We start from the raw sequence: 16,372 nt of genomic DNA, 5'->3' as shown, positions 1-16,372 counted from the left end.
CGTTGGCGGGGGCGTGTCCGAGCGCCGACTAAAATATAATTTAGATTATGCTTTTCCGTCCGGGTGCCCTCGCTCCAGTCGTGACCCCGACACAGCAGACGGATGCGAGCACAGCAGGCTCCGACCGCCACGGCCGCCGGCCGCTCCACGAGCGCGACCCCGACCTCGTCGACGACACCGGGGACGCCGGGAACGCCGCGGAGACCGGGACGACCGTGGTCGGCGTCACCACCGAGGACGCCGCCGTGCTCGCCGCCGACCAGCGCGCCAGCGTCGGCGGCGGCCGGTTCGTCACGAACAAGGACACCCGCAAGGTCGAACAGATTCACCCGACGGCCGCCGCCGCACTCTCGGGGACCGTCGGCCACCTCCAGCAGTTCGTGCGCGTGCTGCGCTCGGAGAGCCGGCTGTACGCGGACAGACGGGGCGATCCGCCGAGTCTCACCGCACTGTCCACGCTCGCCGGCAGCATCCTGCGGTCGTCGCCGCTGGCCGTCTCCCCGCTGCTCGGCGGCGTGGACGACGAGCAGGGGCCGGCCGTGTTCACGCTCGATGGCGGTGGTGGCGTGTTAGTCGACGACTACGCCGCCGGCGGCAGCGGGATGCAGCTCGCGTACGGCGTCCTCGAACAGGACTACGAGCCAGGGCTGTCGCCGGTCGACGCGCGCCGGATCGCCGCCCGGGCCGTCGAGAGCGCAAGCGAGCGCGACACCGCCAGCGGGAACGGCGTCACCGTCGCCACCGTCACGCGAGAGGGCGTCGACACCGCCGAGTACGACGCCGCCGGGGAGGTGGCCTGACGATGCAGGGTTCCTCGGACCAGCAGGCCTACGACCGCGGGACGACCATCTTCTCGCCGGACGGCCGGCTCTACCAGGTGGAGTACGCTCGCGAAGCCGTCGGGCAGGGCGCGCCGGTCGTCGGCGTGCGCGGCGAGGACAGCGTCGTACTGGCGGCGCACGCACCGGAGCGGTCGCCGCTCGCGGCCGACGGCGACACCGAGAAGGTCTCGGCCGTCGACGACCACGTCGCCGTCGCGGGCGCCGGGCACGCGGCCGACACCCGCCAGCTCGTGGACCTCGCGCGGCGCCGCGCCCAGCGGGAGCGCGTCCGGTACGGCGAACGCGCCCCGGTCGACGAGCTCGCGACGGTCGTCGCCGACCACCTCCAGGAGTACACCCAGACTGGGGGTGCACGACCCTACGGGACCGCGCTGCTCGTCGCCGGCCACGACGACGACCCCGGGCTGGTCGAAATCGACCCGTCGGGCGCGACGCGGTCGTGGCGCGCAGACGCCGTCGGCCGGGGAGCGAGCGACGCCGTCGAGACGTTCGAGGCCGGCTACGGGCCGGCGCTGGGCGCCGACGACGCGCTGGCGCTGGCGGTCGACGGGCTCTCGGCCGCCGTCGACGAGGTGACCGTCGGCGCGATCGACGCGACACTGGTGACTGCCGACGGGACACAGCGGGTCGGCGAGGACCGGCTGCGGGCCGCCGGCGCCGGCGCGAGCTGAACGCGATAGCTACCCCGAAAAGTACGCCTTGGTACACCATACCAATCTGCTTTCAGGTAGGCTGTGGTACACTATGATGGCTTCCGGGAACCAACGTACTCCCTGGCACCCACCTGGAAGCCGTCGCGTGGCAGCCCATCGCAGTGGAACTCGCTCCCTTCCACTTTTTGGCGCGAGGCACGTCCCACCCTGCTCGACGCAAGCCGGGCGGTCAGCTCGCCCGGCGGCTGTCCGTGTTCGTGAACGTTCCGGCGAGCACCGCCTCCGCGGCCCGCCGGCCGGCCTGCGTCAGCTCGTAGCCGGAGTCGGTCTTCCGGACGAAGCGGCCGTCGAGCTGCCGGAGGTGGTACGCGAACCCCGCCGAGCTGTCGCTGCCCGCGGCCGACTGGAGGGCGGAGAACGACGGTCGACGGCCCTCGCGGTCGGCCCGCAGGAGGTGGACGAGCACCGCCAGCCGGACGTCGCTGGCGAGCGCCTGGAAGGCGTCCTCGCTGGCCGCGAGCCGGTCGCCGACCGCCGCGCCGTCGTCGCCGCCAGCGGCGGACTGTTCGTCGGTCAGCCAGCTGCCGGCGTCGACCGACCCGACGGCCGTGGCGTCGAGCGTGCCGTCGCCCCCGACGCCGGAGTGATTCGACTCAGTCATCGACTCGTGGCTCGGGCGTCGAACCGATAAGCCGCCGGGTCGCGGCAAGCAGTCACACGCCGGCGGCTGGTCGGGCCGAACCGGGGACACACGCCTTATCAACCCGGCGGAGCCTACGTCCAGCCAACAATGAACGTCGTTCCGGACACGAGCGTCGTCGTCGACGGCCGCATCTCGCGGGGCGTCGATGACGGCACCTACGAGGGCGCGACCGTCTACGTGCCCGAGGCTGTCGTGGGCGAGGTAGAGGCGCAGGCAAACGGCGGCCGACAGACCGGCTGGGACGCCCTCGAGGAGCTCCAGCGGCTCGTCGAGCTCGCCGACGAGGGAGAGATCACCGTCGAGTACGTCGGCGAGCGCGCCGACGAGGACGACATCAAGCGCGCGTCGGCGGGCGCCATCGACGCCATCATCCGTGACGTGGCGGCCGCCCACGACGCGACGTTCGTCACCAGCGACATCGTGCAGGCCGAGGTGGCGAAGGGGAAGGGCATCGACGTGGAGTTCCTCGAACCGCTGGAGCCGGACTTCGAGGCGCTGGCCATCGAGGACTACCTCGACGAGGGGACGATGAGCCTCCACCTGAAGGCGGGGATGGTGCCGAAGGCCAAGCGCGGCGACGTCGGCGAGATCGAGTACCAGGCAATCGGCGACGAGCTCCTCGACGAGGAGACCGTCCGCGAGTACGCGACCGAGATCATCTCGACGGCGAAGCGCGCCGACGACGCGTTCGTGGAGCTCTCGGAGGACGGCATGACCATCGCGCAGGTGCGGGACCTCCGCATCGCCATCTCGGAGCCGCCGTTCAGCGAGCGCGTCGAGATCACAGCCGTGCGGCCCATCGTGAAGACGACGATGGACGACTACTCGCAGGCCGACGACCTCCGCGAGCGCCTGCTGGAGCGCGACCGCGGCGTGCTCATCGCCGGCGCGCCGGGCGCCGGGAAGTCGACGTTCGCGCAGGCCGTCGCCGAGTTCCTCTCGGACGCCGGCAACGTCGTGAAGACGATGGAGAAGCCCCGGGACCTCCAGCTCGACGAGGACGTCACGCAGTACACCGAGCTCGGCGGGTCGATGGAGAAGACCGCCGACTCTCTGCTGATGGTGCGGCCGGACTACACCATCTACGACGAGGTGCGGAAGACCGACGACTTCGAGGTGTTCGCCGACATGCGGCTGGCGGGCGTCGGGATGGTCGGCGTGGTGCACGCCACTCGCCCCATCGACGCGCTCCAGCGGCTCGTCGGCCGCGTCGAACTCGGCATGATTCCCCAGATCGTGGACACCGTCGTCTACATCGAGGAGGGCAACGTCGAGACCGTCTACGACGTGACGACCGAGGTGAAGGTGCCCGAGGGCCTGATGGAGGAGGACCTCGCGCGGCCCGTCATTCAGGTGCGGGACTTCGAGACGAGCGTCCCCGCCTACGAGATCTACACCTTCAACCGCCAGGTCGTCACCGTCCCGCTTGACGGTGACGAGGGCAGCGGCGGCGAGTCTGGCGTGGACAAGCTCGCGAAACAGGAGGTCGAACGGGAGATTCAGGCCGCGACGCGGGACCGGGTGGAGGTCGACATCCGGGGACCGAACGACGCCGTCGTTTACGTCTCCGACGACGACATCAGCCACGTCATCGGGAAGGGCGGCGGCCGCATCGCGGACATCGAGAACCGCCTCGGCATCGACATCGACGTGCGCACGCTCGACGAGCGCCCGAGCGAGACAGCCGGCGGAAGCGCCGGGAGCGACGAGGGGAACGGCAGCGACCCGTCCGGCGACATCGTGACGCCCGAGATCACGAGCCGGCACATCATCGTGCCGCTGGACGGCGACCGCGCGGGCGAGACCGTCGAGGTGCAGGCCGACGGCGAGTACCTGTTCACCGCGACGGTCGGCCGCGGCGGCGACATCAAGGTCTCCCGCGGGTCGGCCATCGCGGAGGAGCTGGAGCGCGCCATCGACGCCGAGCGCATGGTCACCGTCGTCCCCAACGAGTAACACTACCGGCAGTTTTCACCGCCGACGTTCCGGCAGGCAGATATTTAGGGTGCGAGCGGAGAGTCGCCGGGTATGAGCGACGCTGCCACGGAGCAGTCGTCGGCGACCGATCGCCTGCTCCCGGAGGAGCTGACTGGACCGACCGACGACCGGGAGACACTGCGGGCCCAGCGCGACTACTACCGGGCGCTGTTCGAGTCGGTCGTCGAGTCGTTCCCTCACCCGGTCGGCGTCGTCGACGACGGCGGCGTGGTGACACACTGGAACGGCGAGCTCGGCGACCTCGTGGGCGTCGGCGCCGGTGCGGCGGTCGGCGAGCAGGCGTACGACGTCGTCGGCACCGAGGGCGAGGACGAAGTGCTCTCCGAGCAGGTCGCCCGCACGGGCGAGTCGGTCGTCGAGGACGACATCCGGTCCGGCGAGTCTGCCGACGGCGACGCCTGGCACGTCCGGGGCGCGGCGTTCCCACTTCGCGGCCCGGACGGCGGGGTTGCAGGTGCGTTCCAGGTGAACACTGACGTGACCGAGGTCGTGGAGAAGAACCGGGCGCTGTCTCGGCTCCAGGACCGCGTCACCGACGAGGTGGCGACCGCGACCGAGGCGCTCCGGGAGGCCCTGTCGGAGACCGCCGACAACGCCGCCGCCATCGAGGCGACCGCCGACGAGCAGGCCGCCGAGGTGGCGGCGCTCCGCGAGGAGTTCGGGGACGTCTGCGAGCGCAGCGAGCGCGCCGCCGAGCAGGCGCGGGACGCCGACGAGCACGCCGACGCCGTCGAGTCCGCCGTCGGGGACGCCGAAGAGTCGGTGGGAACGGTCGTCGACACCGTCGAATCGGCGGCTGGGCTTGCGGGCGACGTCGAGACCCGCGCGGCGGAACTGGAGGAGCGCGCCGCCGCCATCACGCAGGTCACGGAGACCATCGAGGAGGTGGCGACCCAGACGAACATGCTGGCGCTGAACGCGAACATCGAGGCGGCGCGCGCGAGCGGCGGCGGCGACGACGGCTTCGAGGTGGTCGCCGACGAGGTGAAGGAGCTCGCCGAGCGCTCCCGGTCGGAGGCCGAGAAGGTCGCCGAGGAGGTCGCCGCCACCCGGGACACCATCGACGAGACGGTGGCGGACGTCGACGAACTCGGCGCCGAACTGGACGCCGCCGTCGACGAGGCCCGCGAGCTGGCGGCCGCCCACGACGCCATCGCCGGCGACGTCCGCGCGATGACCGAGGACGTGACGACGGTCCGCGAGGCGGTCACCGAGCAGGCCGTCCGCGCCGGCGAGATGGAGAGCGACGTCGAGGAGGTCGCCGACCGGACGACGGCCGTCGCCGACCGCGTCGGCGACATCGCTGCGGCGACGACCGACCAGACGGAGACGGTCGCGGACCTCGACGAGACCGTACAGGCGGTCGCCAGCGAGTTCCAGCGCTACGAGCTCGGCGCGGAGTAGCGCTGCAGAGAACAGACTGGATAGGGCCGCTGGCGGGACGCTGTGGCGGAGACGGGTCGTTCGCGGTCAGTCGGCGGCTTCGGCGTCGGCCTCGGTGTTGCTGCCGCCGTCTTCGGGCTCACAGGTGAGCTTGTAGAGACTCTGGCGGGCGTCGGCGAAGTAGATGTCCTCGTCGACGACGCCGCGGTCCTCGAGGCGTTCGAGCGCGTACCGGACGGTGCGCGCCGACAGCATGGTCTCCTCGACGATTCGTTTCTGGGTGAGTGGGCCGTCGTACTCGAGTACCTTGAAGACGAGCTTGGCGCTCGGCGGGAGGTCCTCCAGCACACTGTCGTCTGCAGCCATCATTACGAATCGAAACACTCCACGCGCTTAAAACTGCGGGAGAGGCTCACACGGTGAGACCCCGCGCGGGGAACCAGGTAACGGACGCGTCCCCCGACGTCACACAAGCGAACGCCTTTTGAGCGCGGCCGCCGGACACCTCCGTATGGCAGAGAATCTGGACCCGACGGCCGCCCACAGGCGGAGCCTGAAGGTCACGACCATCGCCACCCTCGGCGGGGTGGCGGCGGCGTTCGCGTCGGAGGCCACGATCTCCGACCCGGCGAGCCGCATGGGGCTGCTCGTGATGTTCGGGCTGGTCGCAGTCGAGCTCGGACTGATGCGACTGCTCGGCGTCGACGTCGAGAACTTCTCCGCGAAAGACCACTTCTACGTCGCGTTCATGACCTTCGCGCTCTGGTTCGTCACCTGGGGCGTGCTGTTGACCGCTGGCGTCAGCCTGTAACGATGGCGGACGACAGTATCGCAGTCGTCGACCTCGAGCGGTGCCAACCCGACCGGTGCAACTACGAGTGTTCGAACTACTGTCCACCCAACCGCACCGGCAAGGAGTGCATCACGCTCCGCGGTGAGGACGCCGAGGACGGCGACCCCGATCAGGTACGCATCAGCGAGGAGATCTGCCTCGGGGAGACCTGTGGCATCTGCGTCGAGAAGTGCCCCTTCGACGCCATCGAGATCATCAACCTCCCGCAGGAGCTGGACGACGAGCCGACCCACCGCTACGGCGAGAACTCGTTCTCGCTGTACGGCCTGCCGGTCCCCGAGTCCGGGAAGGTCACGGGCCTGCTGGGGCCCAACGGCATCGGGAAGTCGACGGCCGTCGACCTGCTCGCGGGCGAGATGACGCCGAACCTCGGCCGGCACGACGACCCGCCGGACTGGGACGAGGTCGTCGAGGAGTACCGCGGCACCGAACTCCAGGACTACCTCGAGGCCGTGCAGGCCGGCGACGTCGACGTCGCGAAGAAGCCCCAGTACGTCGACGAGATTCCCGCGCAGTTCGACGGGAAGACCCGCCAGCTGCTGGAGGCGACCGACGAGCGCGGCGTGCTCGACGAGCTCGTCGACCGGCTCTCGATCCGCCCGGTGATGGACCAGGACATCGACTCGCTGTCCGGCGGCGAGCTCCAGCGAGTCGCGCTCGCCGCGACGCTCGCGCGGGACGCGGACTTCTACTTCGTGGACGAGCTGACGCCGTACCTCGACATCGGCCAGCGCGTCACCGCAGCGCGCATCGTCCGCGAACTCGCCGAGGAGGAGGACAAGGCCGTCCTCGTCGTCGAGCACGACCTCGCGGTCCTCGACATGCTCGCGGACTCCATCCACGTCGCGTACGGTGAACCGTCGGTGTACGGCGTCGTGACGGCGCCCAAGAGCGTCCGGAACGGCATCAACGAGTACCTCCGGGGGTACCTCGAGAACGAGAACATGCGCGTGCGCCCCGAAGCCATCCAGTTCGAGGAGCACGCGCCCCGGCCCGCCAGCCGCGAGGAGACGCTGGTCTCCTACCCGGACGTGACGAAGTCCTACGGCGAGGGCGAGTTCTCGCTGACCGTCGACGGGGGCGACATCAACCGCAACGAAGTGCTGGGCGTCGTCGGCCCGAACGGCATCGGGAAGTCGACGTTCGCGCAGCTGCTGGCCGGCGGCCTCGAGCCCACGAGCGTCGACGGCGAGGCGGGCGCCGACCTCGACGTCGGCCTCGACATCGCGTACAAGCCCCAGTACGTCGAGGCAGACCAGCACATGCGCGTCGACGCGTTCCTCTCCTCCATCACGGACGACGTCGGCACGAGCTACTGGCAGACCGAAATCGGGGACCCGCTCCAGCTCGACCCCATCATGGAGCAGAACCTCCCCGACCTCTCCGGCGGGGAGCGCCAGCGCGTCGCCATCGCCGCGACGCTGTCGCGGGACGCCGACCTCTACCTGCTGGACGAGCCGAGCGCGCACCTCGACGTCGAGCAGCGCGTGCTCGCGACCCGCGCCATCCGGCGGTACGCCGAGAACAACGAGAGCACCGTGATGGTCATCGACCACGACATCTACATGATCGACCTCGTGAGCGACCGCCTGATGGTGTTCGACGGCGAGCCCGCCGACCACGGCCATGCGTCGACTCCCCAGGAGATGCGGTCGGGGATGAACGAGTTCCTCGCGAACCTCGACGTGACGTTCCGGCGCGACGAGCGGCTCGGCCGGCCGCGCATCAACAAGCCGGACAGCCAGCTCGACAAACAGCAGAAGCGCGACGGCGAGTACTACTACACGACCTGACTGTTCTCGCGGTACCACAGGAACTCCCGGACGGCGCGGGTCGCCGGTCGCGTTTAATCGGCGTTAATCCGGGCGAATCCGCGCGCACGGTCGTTCCGGTTTAAGTGAACAGAGTGGGTAGGCCCAGACAGGATGAGACACATCGTACTGCTGGTCGCGGCCCTCGTGGTCGTCGGCGCCGGCGCCCCGACCGTCGTGGCGTCGCCGGCGGCGCCTGCCGACGCGGTCGGCGGGAGCGACGACACCGGGCAGGTCGCCCAGACGGCCGACGACGACGACGGGAACGAGACCGCGAACGGCACGGCACCCGGCGCTCGGCTCGCCGGCGTCGTGAACGTGCAGGGCGCCGAGGTCGAGGGCGAAGTCGCCGAGCGGTCGTTCGGCCTCCAGCTCGCTGCGGCGACGTCCAACGCCTCGAAGGCGTCGGTGCTGGCGAACCAGACCGGCGACCTCTCCGAGCGCGTCGCCGAGCTCCGGGACCGCAAGCAGGCGCTGCGGGACGCCCGGGCCAACGGCACCATCTCGGAGGGGCGGTATCGCGCCGAGATGGCGCGGGTCGCGGCCGAGCTGTCGACCGCGAACCGGCTGCTGAACCGGACGTCGAGTGAGGCGACGAAGCTGCCGGCGGCAGCGCTACAGAACGCCGGGGTGAACGCGACCGACCTCCAGCGGCTCCGTGAGGCCGCCGGGAACGTCTCCGGCCCCGAGATGGCGGCGATCGCCCGCGACATCGGTGGACCGCCGGTGAACCGCTCTGTGGGGCCGCCGGGGAACCGGACCACTGGCGCGCCGGGAAACTCGAATATCGGTCCGCCCGGTAACGACACGCAGGGCCCACCGGCGAACCGGACACAGGGACCGTCCCAGAACGAGACGCGGGGGCCGCCCGGGAACAGCACGCAGGGCCCGCCCGGAAACACTACGCAGGGACCGCCCGCGGACGGCACGGACGGACCGACCCAGAACGGGACGGAAGGGCCGCCCAGCGACACGCCGGGAACCCCGGGGTCGCCGAACGGGACCGGCGCGAACGTGACGACCAGCCTGCTCGACTCGCTGTTCTTTCTAGTCACTTCCTAGCACACCACCAGTAGCGTTTTGTCGTTCGCAGCCGCCGTTGTTCTCGATGACCGTTCTCGACCTGTAACCGGGCGTCCGCCGACCCGGTTCGCCGCCGCCAACGACTGCCGGCTGGCGGCGGCTGCCGCGTGCGGGCGTCACGACGGGCACCGGTTTCTGACCCAGCGAGACACCCACGCGAACATGACAGGACGACGCGGTTCGACAGCAGTCGTAGCGAAACGGCAAACAGACACACCCATCGAGACCGACGAGATTCGCGGCCTCTGCGAGGCGGCGGGCGTCGAGGTGGTCGGCGAGCGCACGCAGGCCCGGCCTCGCGACCCGACGTACGACCTCGGTGACGGCGCCGTCGCGGACGTCGCGGAACTGGTCGAGCGCCGGGACGCCGACCTGGTGGTCGTCGACGACCACCTCGACCCCGGGCGGGCGTACAACCTCGAGGCGGCGGTCGGCGCCGAGGTGGTCGACCGCGCGCGCCTCGTGCTGGACATCTTCGGGGAGCGCGCGGAGACCCGCCGCGCCCGCCTCGAAGTCGAGCTCGCCGAACTCCGGTACGAGCTCCCGCGGGCGCAGGCTCGCGTCGAGCGCGGCGAGAGCCAGGGCCGGCAGGGGTTCAGGAGCGGCGGCGAGCGGCCGGCCGCCCAGCTGAAGGCGGACTACCGCCAGCGAATCAAGGACCTCGAAGCCGAACTCGATGGCCTCGACGACGCCGACGACGGGCTCCGGGCGGCGCGCCGGGAGTCCGGGTTCGACCTGGTGGCGCTGGCGGGCTACACGAACGCGGGGAAGTCGACGCTGCTGCGGCGGCTCGCAGACGACCTCGCCGTCGACGAGAACGAGGGCCACGGCGACCGCACCGAGACTGCGGCGTCCCGCGACCGGCTGTTCGAGACGCTGAACACGACGACGCGCCGGGCGACGGTCGGCGAGCGCCGCGTGCTCCTCACCGACACCGTGGGGTTCGTCAGCGACCTCCCGGACTGGCTCGTGTCCTCGTTCCGGACGACGCTTGCGGCCGCCCGGGAGGCCGACGCCGTCCTCCTCGTCGTCGACGCGACGGACAGCGAGGACGAGATTCGTGAGAAGGTCGAGACGAGCCTCGACGAGCTAGCGGACGCCGAGGGAACGCTCGTCCCCGTGCTGAACAAGCAGGACGCCGCCGGCGACGACCTCGACGCGAAGCGTCGGCTGCTCGCAGACCGCACCGAGGACTCGCCCGTGGTCACGAGCGCGACCGAGAACGACGGCCTCGACGACCTCCGGGACCGACTCACCGAGGCGCTGCCGGACCGCGAGCGCGTCTCGCTGTCGGTGCCGAACACCGACGACGGCAACGGCTTCCTGTCGTGGTGCCACGACCACGGCACGGTCCACGACCCGAGCTACGGCGAGCGCATCGCGTTCGACTTCGAAGCACGCCCGGAGGTTGCTGCGAAAGCCGAGGGGCGAGCCGACCAGTTAGGCGGCGACTGACAAACAGACCTCAGTCGTCGCCGGGACCGACCAGCTGACGACGAGCATCCGCAAGCGAGCGGCTTGAAAAGCCCGAGCGACGCGGTTCACTGCGCGAGTGAGCGACGCGAACGAGTGCAGGCCGACAAGCGACTAAGCGCCGAAGGCGCGCTGGAGCGAGGAGTGCTTTTAGCGTAGCTTTTGCCAGCCGAGCGGGACCAGAGGTCCCGCTGGCCGTGCGAACGGGCGCTATGCACCCGTGAGCAGACGAAGGAGCGAAGCGACCGAGCGCAGCAAAAGGTACCTCAGAAGACGCTACGCTGGCAGCTGCCACACAGATTCTCTTCTTTGCGGTCGACCTCCCGCACAGTGGGGGAGAAGTTCATGGCACAGCGGTTGTTGTCGCAGTGTTCGAGGCCGAGGGTGTGCCCGAGTTCGTGGACGACTTCCTTCCGCACTCTGTCGTCGAAGACGTCGCTTGCGGGGCGGTCGGAGAAGCCGCCGTCGCTTGAGGTCTGGAGTCGGTAGGTGGAGACGACGCAGCCGCGGCCGTCGAGGTAGGCGAGGCCGAAGACGTAGTTGCGGCGGCGGTAGAAGAGGTCGTGGGGAGTGATGGCGATGGTCTTGTCGCCGCTGGTGGCGCGGGTGGCGGTGTCGATGAACTCGGCGGCGCGGTACTGGCTCCGGGCGTCGTCGTACGCCTCCGTCGGCACGTCCTGTTCGGCGGCGACGACCACCTCGCAGTCGTAGACGGACCGCAGGCTCGAGGAGGCCTCGCGTTTGACGTGCGCGGGCACGTCACCGACGGGGACGATGTCTACCCGCATGAACCATCATTAAACGTGGGACGGCATAAACATCCCGCCGTGGTGAATCCGCCCGATGTCGTGGAGGTGTTGGCGGGCGAACAGCAGGAGCAACACCGGCGGCGGCTGGTGGAGGTAGGCGTGGGCCGCCGGACGGACGTGGCGGCGGCGCTCGCCGAGCGGGGCTGCGTCGTGACGGCGACCGACGTCGTGGAGCGCGAGGTACCCGGGGGAGTCGAATTCGTGGTGGACGACGTGACCGACCCCGACCGGTCGGTGTACGAGGGCGCGGACGCGGTGTACGCACTGCGGTGTCCGCCGGAGCTCCAGCGCCCCCTCCTGGAGGTCGCCGAGGCGGTCGACGCAGCGTGTTTCTTCACGACACTGGGAGGGGACCCGACGGCGGTGCCGGTGGCGGAGCGCCGGACGGTGGCGTCGGGGACGCTGTTCGTGGCGCGGGACGCGTAACGCACTTCTCGGGGGCGCCCGACAGCCGACGTATGGACGTTGACGCGGTCGTGCTGGACGTGGACGGCGTGCTCGTGGACGTGGCCGACTCCTACCGGCGGGCCATCGTGGAGGCCGTCGAGCACGTGTACGGGAACACCATCGTGAAGGCCGACGTCCAGCAGTTCAAGGACGCCGGCGGGTTCAACAACGACTGGACGCTGACGGACGCCGCGGCACTGTGGGTGCTGGCGTCCCGGGAGAACGGGACGGTCGGGAGCGTCGCGGCGTTCACGGATGCGATCGCCGAGCACGGCGGCGGGCTGGCGGGCGCCGAAGCGGTCGTGGACGCGAGCCTCGACCCAGAGGCCGTCCAGCGGGTGCGGGAGGACTGGCAGCCAGAGCGGCTGCGGGACGTGTTCCAGCAGCTGTACCTCGGCACCGAGTACTACGAGCGCTTCGAGGGCGGCGAGCCGGAGCTCGACGTCGAGGGGTTCATCCACGACGAGGACCGCCTGATTGCGCCCGAGACGGTCGAGGCGCTGACCGCCGACTGGCCGGTGTGCGTGCTGACGGGCCGGCCGAGCGACGAGGCCGACGTGGCGCTGGACCGCGTCGGGCTCGACGTGCCCGGGGAGCGCCGGTTCACGATGGACGACTGGGCGGAGGGGAAGCCGAACCCGCGGGCGCTGGTCGCGCTCGCCGAGCGCACCGGCGCCGACTCGGTGGTGTTCGTCGGTGACACGCTAGACGACGTCGAGACGGCGCTGAACGCCCGCGAGGCCGACTCCGACCGGGAGTACCACGCGGTGGGTGTGCTGACCGGCGGGCTGACCGGCGAGGCCGGCCGCCAGAAGTACCACGAGGCCGGCGCCGACCACGTGCTGGACTCGGTGAACGACCTCCCCGCCCTCCTCGAGGGCTGACCGTGGCCCGGAGCGAGCAGCGGGCCGCCGGTCGCAGCGCGGTCGTGGCCGGGTCGCTCGTTCTGGCGGTCGTCGGCGCCGGCGGAGCGGCACCGCCGGACGTGTTCGCGCTGGTGCTGTCGCTGCCAGTGCTCGCGGTGCTGGCGCTGCCCGCGAGCCGGCACGCCGCGGCCGCCGGCTCTCGGCCGTTCCTCGTTTACCTCGTGCTCGCTGCGGTGCTCGGCCTCACCAGCGCGTCGGTCGCCACCGCGCTCTCGCTGGGCGGGCTCGTGCCGGCGGTGGGCTTCCTCGTCGGCGTCTACGCGGCGGCGTCGGCGACCCGGAAGTGGGCCGTCGGCCAGCGGACGGCGGTGCCCTGAGCCGGGCGGCGGCTGCGGCGAGTGCTGGCGGCCACGCAATTCTTATTCGGGTGCCGGCCGTCCGTCGGCGTATGCGAATCGCGTTACTCGGCGGGACCGGCGACATCGGCGCGGGGCTGGCGCTGCGGTGGGCGTACGACAGCAACCACGAACTCGTGTTGGGCTCCCGGGACCCCGAGAAGGCGCGGGCGAAGGCCGAAGAGTACGAGACCGAACTGGACAGCCGCGGCGTCGACCGCAAGATCACGGGGTTCGCCAACGAGATGGCGGCCGACCGCGCAGACGTCGTGGTGCTGGCGGTGCCGCCGTACCACGTCGCGGACGTCGTCGCGGATGTCGCCGAGAAGCTCGACGAGAACGCCCTCGTCATCTCGCCGGCGGTCGGCATCTCGAGCGACGAGGACGGCATGCACTACAATCCGCCGTCGGCGGGCAGCGTCACCGAGCTCGTCGCCGACGCGGCGCCCGACCACGCGCGGGTCGTCGGGGCGTTCCACAACCTCGCGGCCGACCGGCTGGCGAACCTCGACGTCGACCTGGACCTCGACACGCTCGTGGTCGGCGACGACCCGGACGCCCGGGAGCTCGCCTCGGACCTCGCCGGCGACATCGAGGGGCTGCGCGCGCTGGACGCCGGGCCGGTCGGGAACGCGGCGGAGGTGGAGTCGCTGACGCCGCTGCTCATCAACCTCGCGCGGTACAACGACGGCCTACACGACGTCGGCGTCACGTTCGAGTGACGCCGCGGTGCGGAGCTTCTCGGTGAGCGCGTCCGCGTCGGCAGCGAGCACGCGCACCATCGCTTCTTTGCCGACGGCACCGGGGTCGAGGACGGCGTCCGGTGCGCTGTCCCGGCCTGCCATCGCCCGTGCTGCGGTCCAGTCCATCGTGCCGTCTGCTTCGGCGGGCTCGTTCGTTCGGTCGACGGTCACGGCGTCCCAGCGGTCGGCGAGGGCGTCCGCTCGGTCCTCGGCCCAGCGGACGTTAGCGGCGGCTGCGACCGCGGGGTCGTGGGCGCGCACGCCGAGGAGGAACCGGGCGACGTGGCTGGACGCGCCGGGTTCGGCGCCGCCGGCGGCGCGCACGCCCCGGGTCGTTGCGTGCAGGCGGCCGTCGACGGCGACGACGTCAGCGGGGTCGGTGGCGTCAGCGGGGGCGACGGCGACGTTCGTGCCGACCTCGGGGACGAGCGTGGGCGGCCACTCGGTCTCGAGGGTGGCGACGACGTCGCGGACGGCGGCGACGGCGTCACCGGTGTCGGCGTAGGTGGCGTCGGGGCCCCGGGCGACGCCGGCGACCCGGCGGTGGTCGACGGGGCCGGCACCCGCACCGAGTGAGAGGTCCGAGTCGATGGCGGCGGCGACCGCGTCGACCCCGCGCTCGACGGCGGCCGCGAGGTCGTCACCGTGGGCGAGCCGGGCGGCGATAGCGGCCGAGAGCGTGCAGCCGGAGCCGTGCGTGTCGGCGGTGTCGACGCGCTCGTGGGTGAACGCGCCCGTGGTCTCGCCGGCGAACACGTCCACGGGGTCGCCGTCGAGGTGGCCGCCGGTGAGGAGGACGGCGTCGGGGCCGAGGTCGCGGACGGCTTCGGCGGCCGTCCGGAGGTCGGCCTCGGTCTCGACGTCGACGCCGGCGAGCAGTTCGGCTTCGGGGACGTTCGGCGTCGCGAGCGTGGCCTCCGGGAGGAGGTCGTCGCGGACGGCGTCGAGGCCGTCGGCCGTGAGCAGGCGGTCGCCGGACTCCGCGACGACCACGGGGTCGACGACCACCGGGAAGGCGGCGTCGGCGAGGGCGTCGGCGACGGCGTCGACGACGGCCGCGTCGCCGAGCATCCCGGTCTTGGCGGCGGCGACGTCGAAGTCACCGGTGACGGCGTCGACCTGCGCGCACACTGTTTGCGGGTCGAGGACGTCGCTGGCCGTGACGCCGCGCGTGTTCTGGGCGGTGACGGCCGTGACCGCCGACGTGCCGAACGCACCGCAGGCCTCGAAGGTCTTGAGGTCGGCCTGCACGCCGGCGCCGCCACCGCTGTCCGAACCCGCGACCGTGAGCGCGACGGGACGCATCAGTCGTCGTCGGCGGCGGGCGCGGCCTGGCCGGGGAGGTCGACGCGCGGCTCGTCGACGCCGAGCTCGTCCATGACGGCGTTGGCAGCGGCTTTCCCGGAGAGCAGCATCGCCCCGAACGTCGGCCCCATCCGGGTGAGGCCGTGGACGGTCGCCGTGGAGAGGCCGGCGGTCACGAGGCCGTCGTGGACTTTGCCGGTCTGTTCGACGACCTTGTCCTCGCTGTCGGCGACCCACATGGAGTCGTGGCCGGGGGAGTCGTGGCCGGGCGCGCCGTACTCGCCGTCGGCGGTCTGGTCCATGCCGGTGGCGTGCTCTTCGACGTGCTCGATGCCGTCGGCCTCGAGGACGCCGCGCTCGTGGAGCTTGGAGACGACGACGGCCTCGTGGCCGGTGGCGTCGACGACCACGTCGGCCTCGATGGCGATGGGGTCGACGCAGGTGAGTTCGCGGGGCAGCGAGTGGACGGGCGTCCAGTTGACGACGGCGCCGGCGACCTCGTGGTCGTCGCGCACGACGATGTCGGTGAACTCGGTCATGTTCTGGACGCGGGCGCCGGCGTCGCAGGCGGCCGCGATCATCGACGAGCAGGCGTGGGGAGCGTCGGCGACGGCGAGGCCGTCGTTCTCTTCGTCGTACTCGTAGGGGACGCCGAGGTCGTCGAGGACGTCTTCGGCGGGCGAGCGGACGGTGAGCTTGTTCATGAGGAAGCCGCCGAGCCAGAAGCCGCCGCCGAGATAGTTGTTCTTCTCGATGATGGTGACGTCCACGTCCCGGTCGGCCAGTTCCTTCGCGGCCATCAACCCGGAGGGACCGCCACCGACGATGATGACCTCGGTCTCGGTGTCGTCGAGGAACTCGTCGGTCCACTGGCGGGTGATTGCACGCGTTACTTCGGCTTCGCTTGCGTCGGCGAACGAGTCGAACGACATACCACTAGGTGATACAACTGACTAATTAAGCGTTGGGTTCCGGGAACGACCCCAAAACGCTAAGCACGGGCGGGCC

At 71.1% G+C, this 16,372-nt stretch carries 17 protein-coding genes; 12 read left to right on the top strand and 5 right to left on the bottom strand.

Annotated elements, in window-relative coordinates; translation table 11 throughout:
• The first annotated feature begins 80 nt into the window (after positions 1-80).
• Together LT971_RS10750 and LT971_RS10745 are read left to right on the top strand one after the other, a co-directional pair.
• On the top strand, positions 81-800 hold the full coding sequence (locus LT971_RS10750) for an Ntn hydrolase family protein (protein ID WP_237006923.1): 720 nt from the start codon (positions 81-83) through the stop codon (positions 798-800).
• Positions 801-802: 2 nt separating this feature from the next.
• Positions 803-1,513: an archaeal proteasome endopeptidase complex subunit alpha gene (locus tag LT971_RS10745; protein ID WP_237006922.1), complete on the top strand. Its 711-nt coding sequence runs from the start codon at positions 803-805 to the stop codon at positions 1,511-1,513.
• Positions 1,514-1,724: 211 nt separating this feature from the next.
• Here LT971_RS10745 and LT971_RS10740 read toward each other — a convergent pair whose 3' ends face one another.
• Positions 1,725-2,156, bottom strand: coding sequence for a DUF7347 domain-containing protein (locus tag LT971_RS10740; RefSeq protein ID WP_237006921.1), 432 nt, complete (start codon positions 2,154-2,156; stop codon positions 1,725-1,727).
• 129 nt (positions 2,157-2,285) lie between these two features.
• On the opposite strand from LT971_RS10740, the gene LT971_RS10735 reads away from it, so the two are divergent.
• Both LT971_RS10735 and LT971_RS10730 read left to right on the top strand, forming a co-directional pair.
• Positions 2,286-4,154 carry a PINc/VapC family ATPase gene (locus LT971_RS10735; protein WP_237006920.1) on the top strand — a complete coding sequence of 623 codons (1,869 nt, stop codon included), beginning with the start codon at positions 2,286-2,288 and terminating at the stop codon, positions 4,152-4,154.
• 72 nt (positions 4,155-4,226) lie between these two features.
• Complete coding sequence (locus tag LT971_RS10730) at positions 4,227-5,600, top strand: methyl-accepting chemotaxis protein (RefSeq protein WP_237006919.1); 1,374 nt, start codon at positions 4,227-4,229, stop codon at positions 5,598-5,600.
• A gap of 66 nt (positions 5,601-5,666) precedes the next feature.
• Here the strand turns inward: LT971_RS10730 and LT971_RS10725 are convergent, their stop codons facing one another.
• On the bottom strand, positions 5,667-5,948 hold the full coding sequence (locus LT971_RS10725; RefSeq protein WP_237006918.1) for a helix-turn-helix transcriptional regulator: 282 nt from the start codon (positions 5,946-5,948) through the stop codon (positions 5,667-5,669).
• Between the two features lie 142 nt (positions 5,949-6,090).
• Here LT971_RS10725 and LT971_RS10720 point away from each other — a divergent pair, with 142 nt between their 5' ends.
• From LT971_RS10720 to hflX, 4 genes are all read left to right on the top strand, one after another.
• Positions 6,091-6,390, top strand: a complete 300-nt coding sequence (locus LT971_RS10720) for an EMC6-like membrane protein (protein WP_237006917.1) — start codon at positions 6,091-6,093, stop codon at positions 6,388-6,390.
• A 2-nt stretch (positions 6,391-6,392) separates the two neighbouring features.
• On the top strand, positions 6,393-8,225 hold the full coding sequence (locus tag LT971_RS10715; protein ID WP_237006916.1) for a ribosome biogenesis/translation initiation ATPase RLI: 1,833 nt from the start codon (positions 6,393-6,395) through the stop codon (positions 8,223-8,225).
• 132 nt (positions 8,226-8,357) lie between these two features.
• Positions 8,358-9,305, top strand: a complete 948-nt coding sequence (locus tag LT971_RS10710; protein WP_237006915.1) for a hypothetical protein — start codon at positions 8,358-8,360, stop codon at positions 9,303-9,305.
• A gap of 183 nt (positions 9,306-9,488) precedes the next feature.
• On the top strand, positions 9,489-10,781 hold the full coding sequence (gene hflX / locus LT971_RS10705; RefSeq protein ID WP_237006914.1) for a GTPase HflX: 1,293 nt from the start codon (positions 9,489-9,491) through the stop codon (positions 10,779-10,781).
• A gap of 284 nt (positions 10,782-11,065) precedes the next feature.
• Here hflX and LT971_RS10700 read toward each other — a convergent pair whose 3' ends face one another.
• Positions 11,066-11,587, bottom strand: a complete 522-nt coding sequence (locus LT971_RS10700) for an archaemetzincin family Zn-dependent metalloprotease (protein WP_237006913.1) — start codon at positions 11,585-11,587, stop codon at positions 11,066-11,068.
• Positions 11,588-11,626: 39 nt separating this feature from the next.
• Between LT971_RS10700 and LT971_RS10695 the strand changes: the two genes are divergently transcribed.
• From LT971_RS10695 to npdG, 4 genes are all read left to right on the top strand, one after another.
• Entirely contained in the window at positions 11,627-12,034 is a 408-nt protein-coding gene (locus tag LT971_RS10695) for a UPF0146 family protein (RefSeq protein WP_425293275.1), read from the top strand.
• A 32-nt stretch (positions 12,035-12,066) separates the two neighbouring features.
• Positions 12,067-12,939: a TIGR01548 family HAD-type hydrolase gene (locus LT971_RS10690; protein ID WP_237006912.1), complete on the top strand. Its 873-nt coding sequence runs from the start codon at positions 12,067-12,069 to the stop codon at positions 12,937-12,939.
• Between the two features lie 2 nt (positions 12,940-12,941).
• Entirely contained in the window at positions 12,942-13,298 is a 357-nt protein-coding gene (locus LT971_RS10685; RefSeq protein ID WP_237006911.1) for a hypothetical protein, read from the top strand.
• 71 nt (positions 13,299-13,369) lie between these two features.
• On the top strand, positions 13,370-14,038 hold the full coding sequence (gene npdG / locus LT971_RS10680; RefSeq protein WP_237006910.1) for an NADPH-dependent F420 reductase: 669 nt from the start codon (positions 13,370-13,372) through the stop codon (positions 14,036-14,038).
• Here the strand turns inward: npdG and thiD are convergent.
• Both thiD and LT971_RS10670 read right to left on the bottom strand, forming a co-directional pair.
• Positions 14,009-15,364 (bottom strand): bifunctional hydroxymethylpyrimidine kinase/phosphomethylpyrimidine kinase, encoded by a 1,356-nt coding sequence (thiD, locus tag LT971_RS10675; protein WP_237006909.1) that lies wholly within the window; start codon positions 15,362-15,364, stop codon positions 14,009-14,011. The two genes, npdG and thiD, sit on opposite strands and share 30 nt — an antisense overlap.
• Positions 15,364-16,296, bottom strand: coding sequence for a sulfide-dependent adenosine diphosphate thiazole synthase (locus LT971_RS10670; RefSeq protein WP_237006908.1), 933 nt, complete (start codon positions 16,294-16,296; stop codon positions 15,364-15,366). Before LT971_RS10670 ends, thiD begins: the two co-directional genes overlap by 1 nt.
• Between the last annotated feature and the right edge of the window lie 76 nt (positions 16,297-16,372).

It is taken from the genome of Halobacterium rubrum (assembly GCF_021729015.1).
Classification (GTDB): Archaea; Halobacteriota; Halobacteria; order Halobacteriales; family Halobacteriaceae; genus Halobacterium; species Halobacterium rubrum.
Note: the sequence above shows the minus strand (reverse complement) of the source record. Positions and strands in the feature narration are given on the sequence as shown.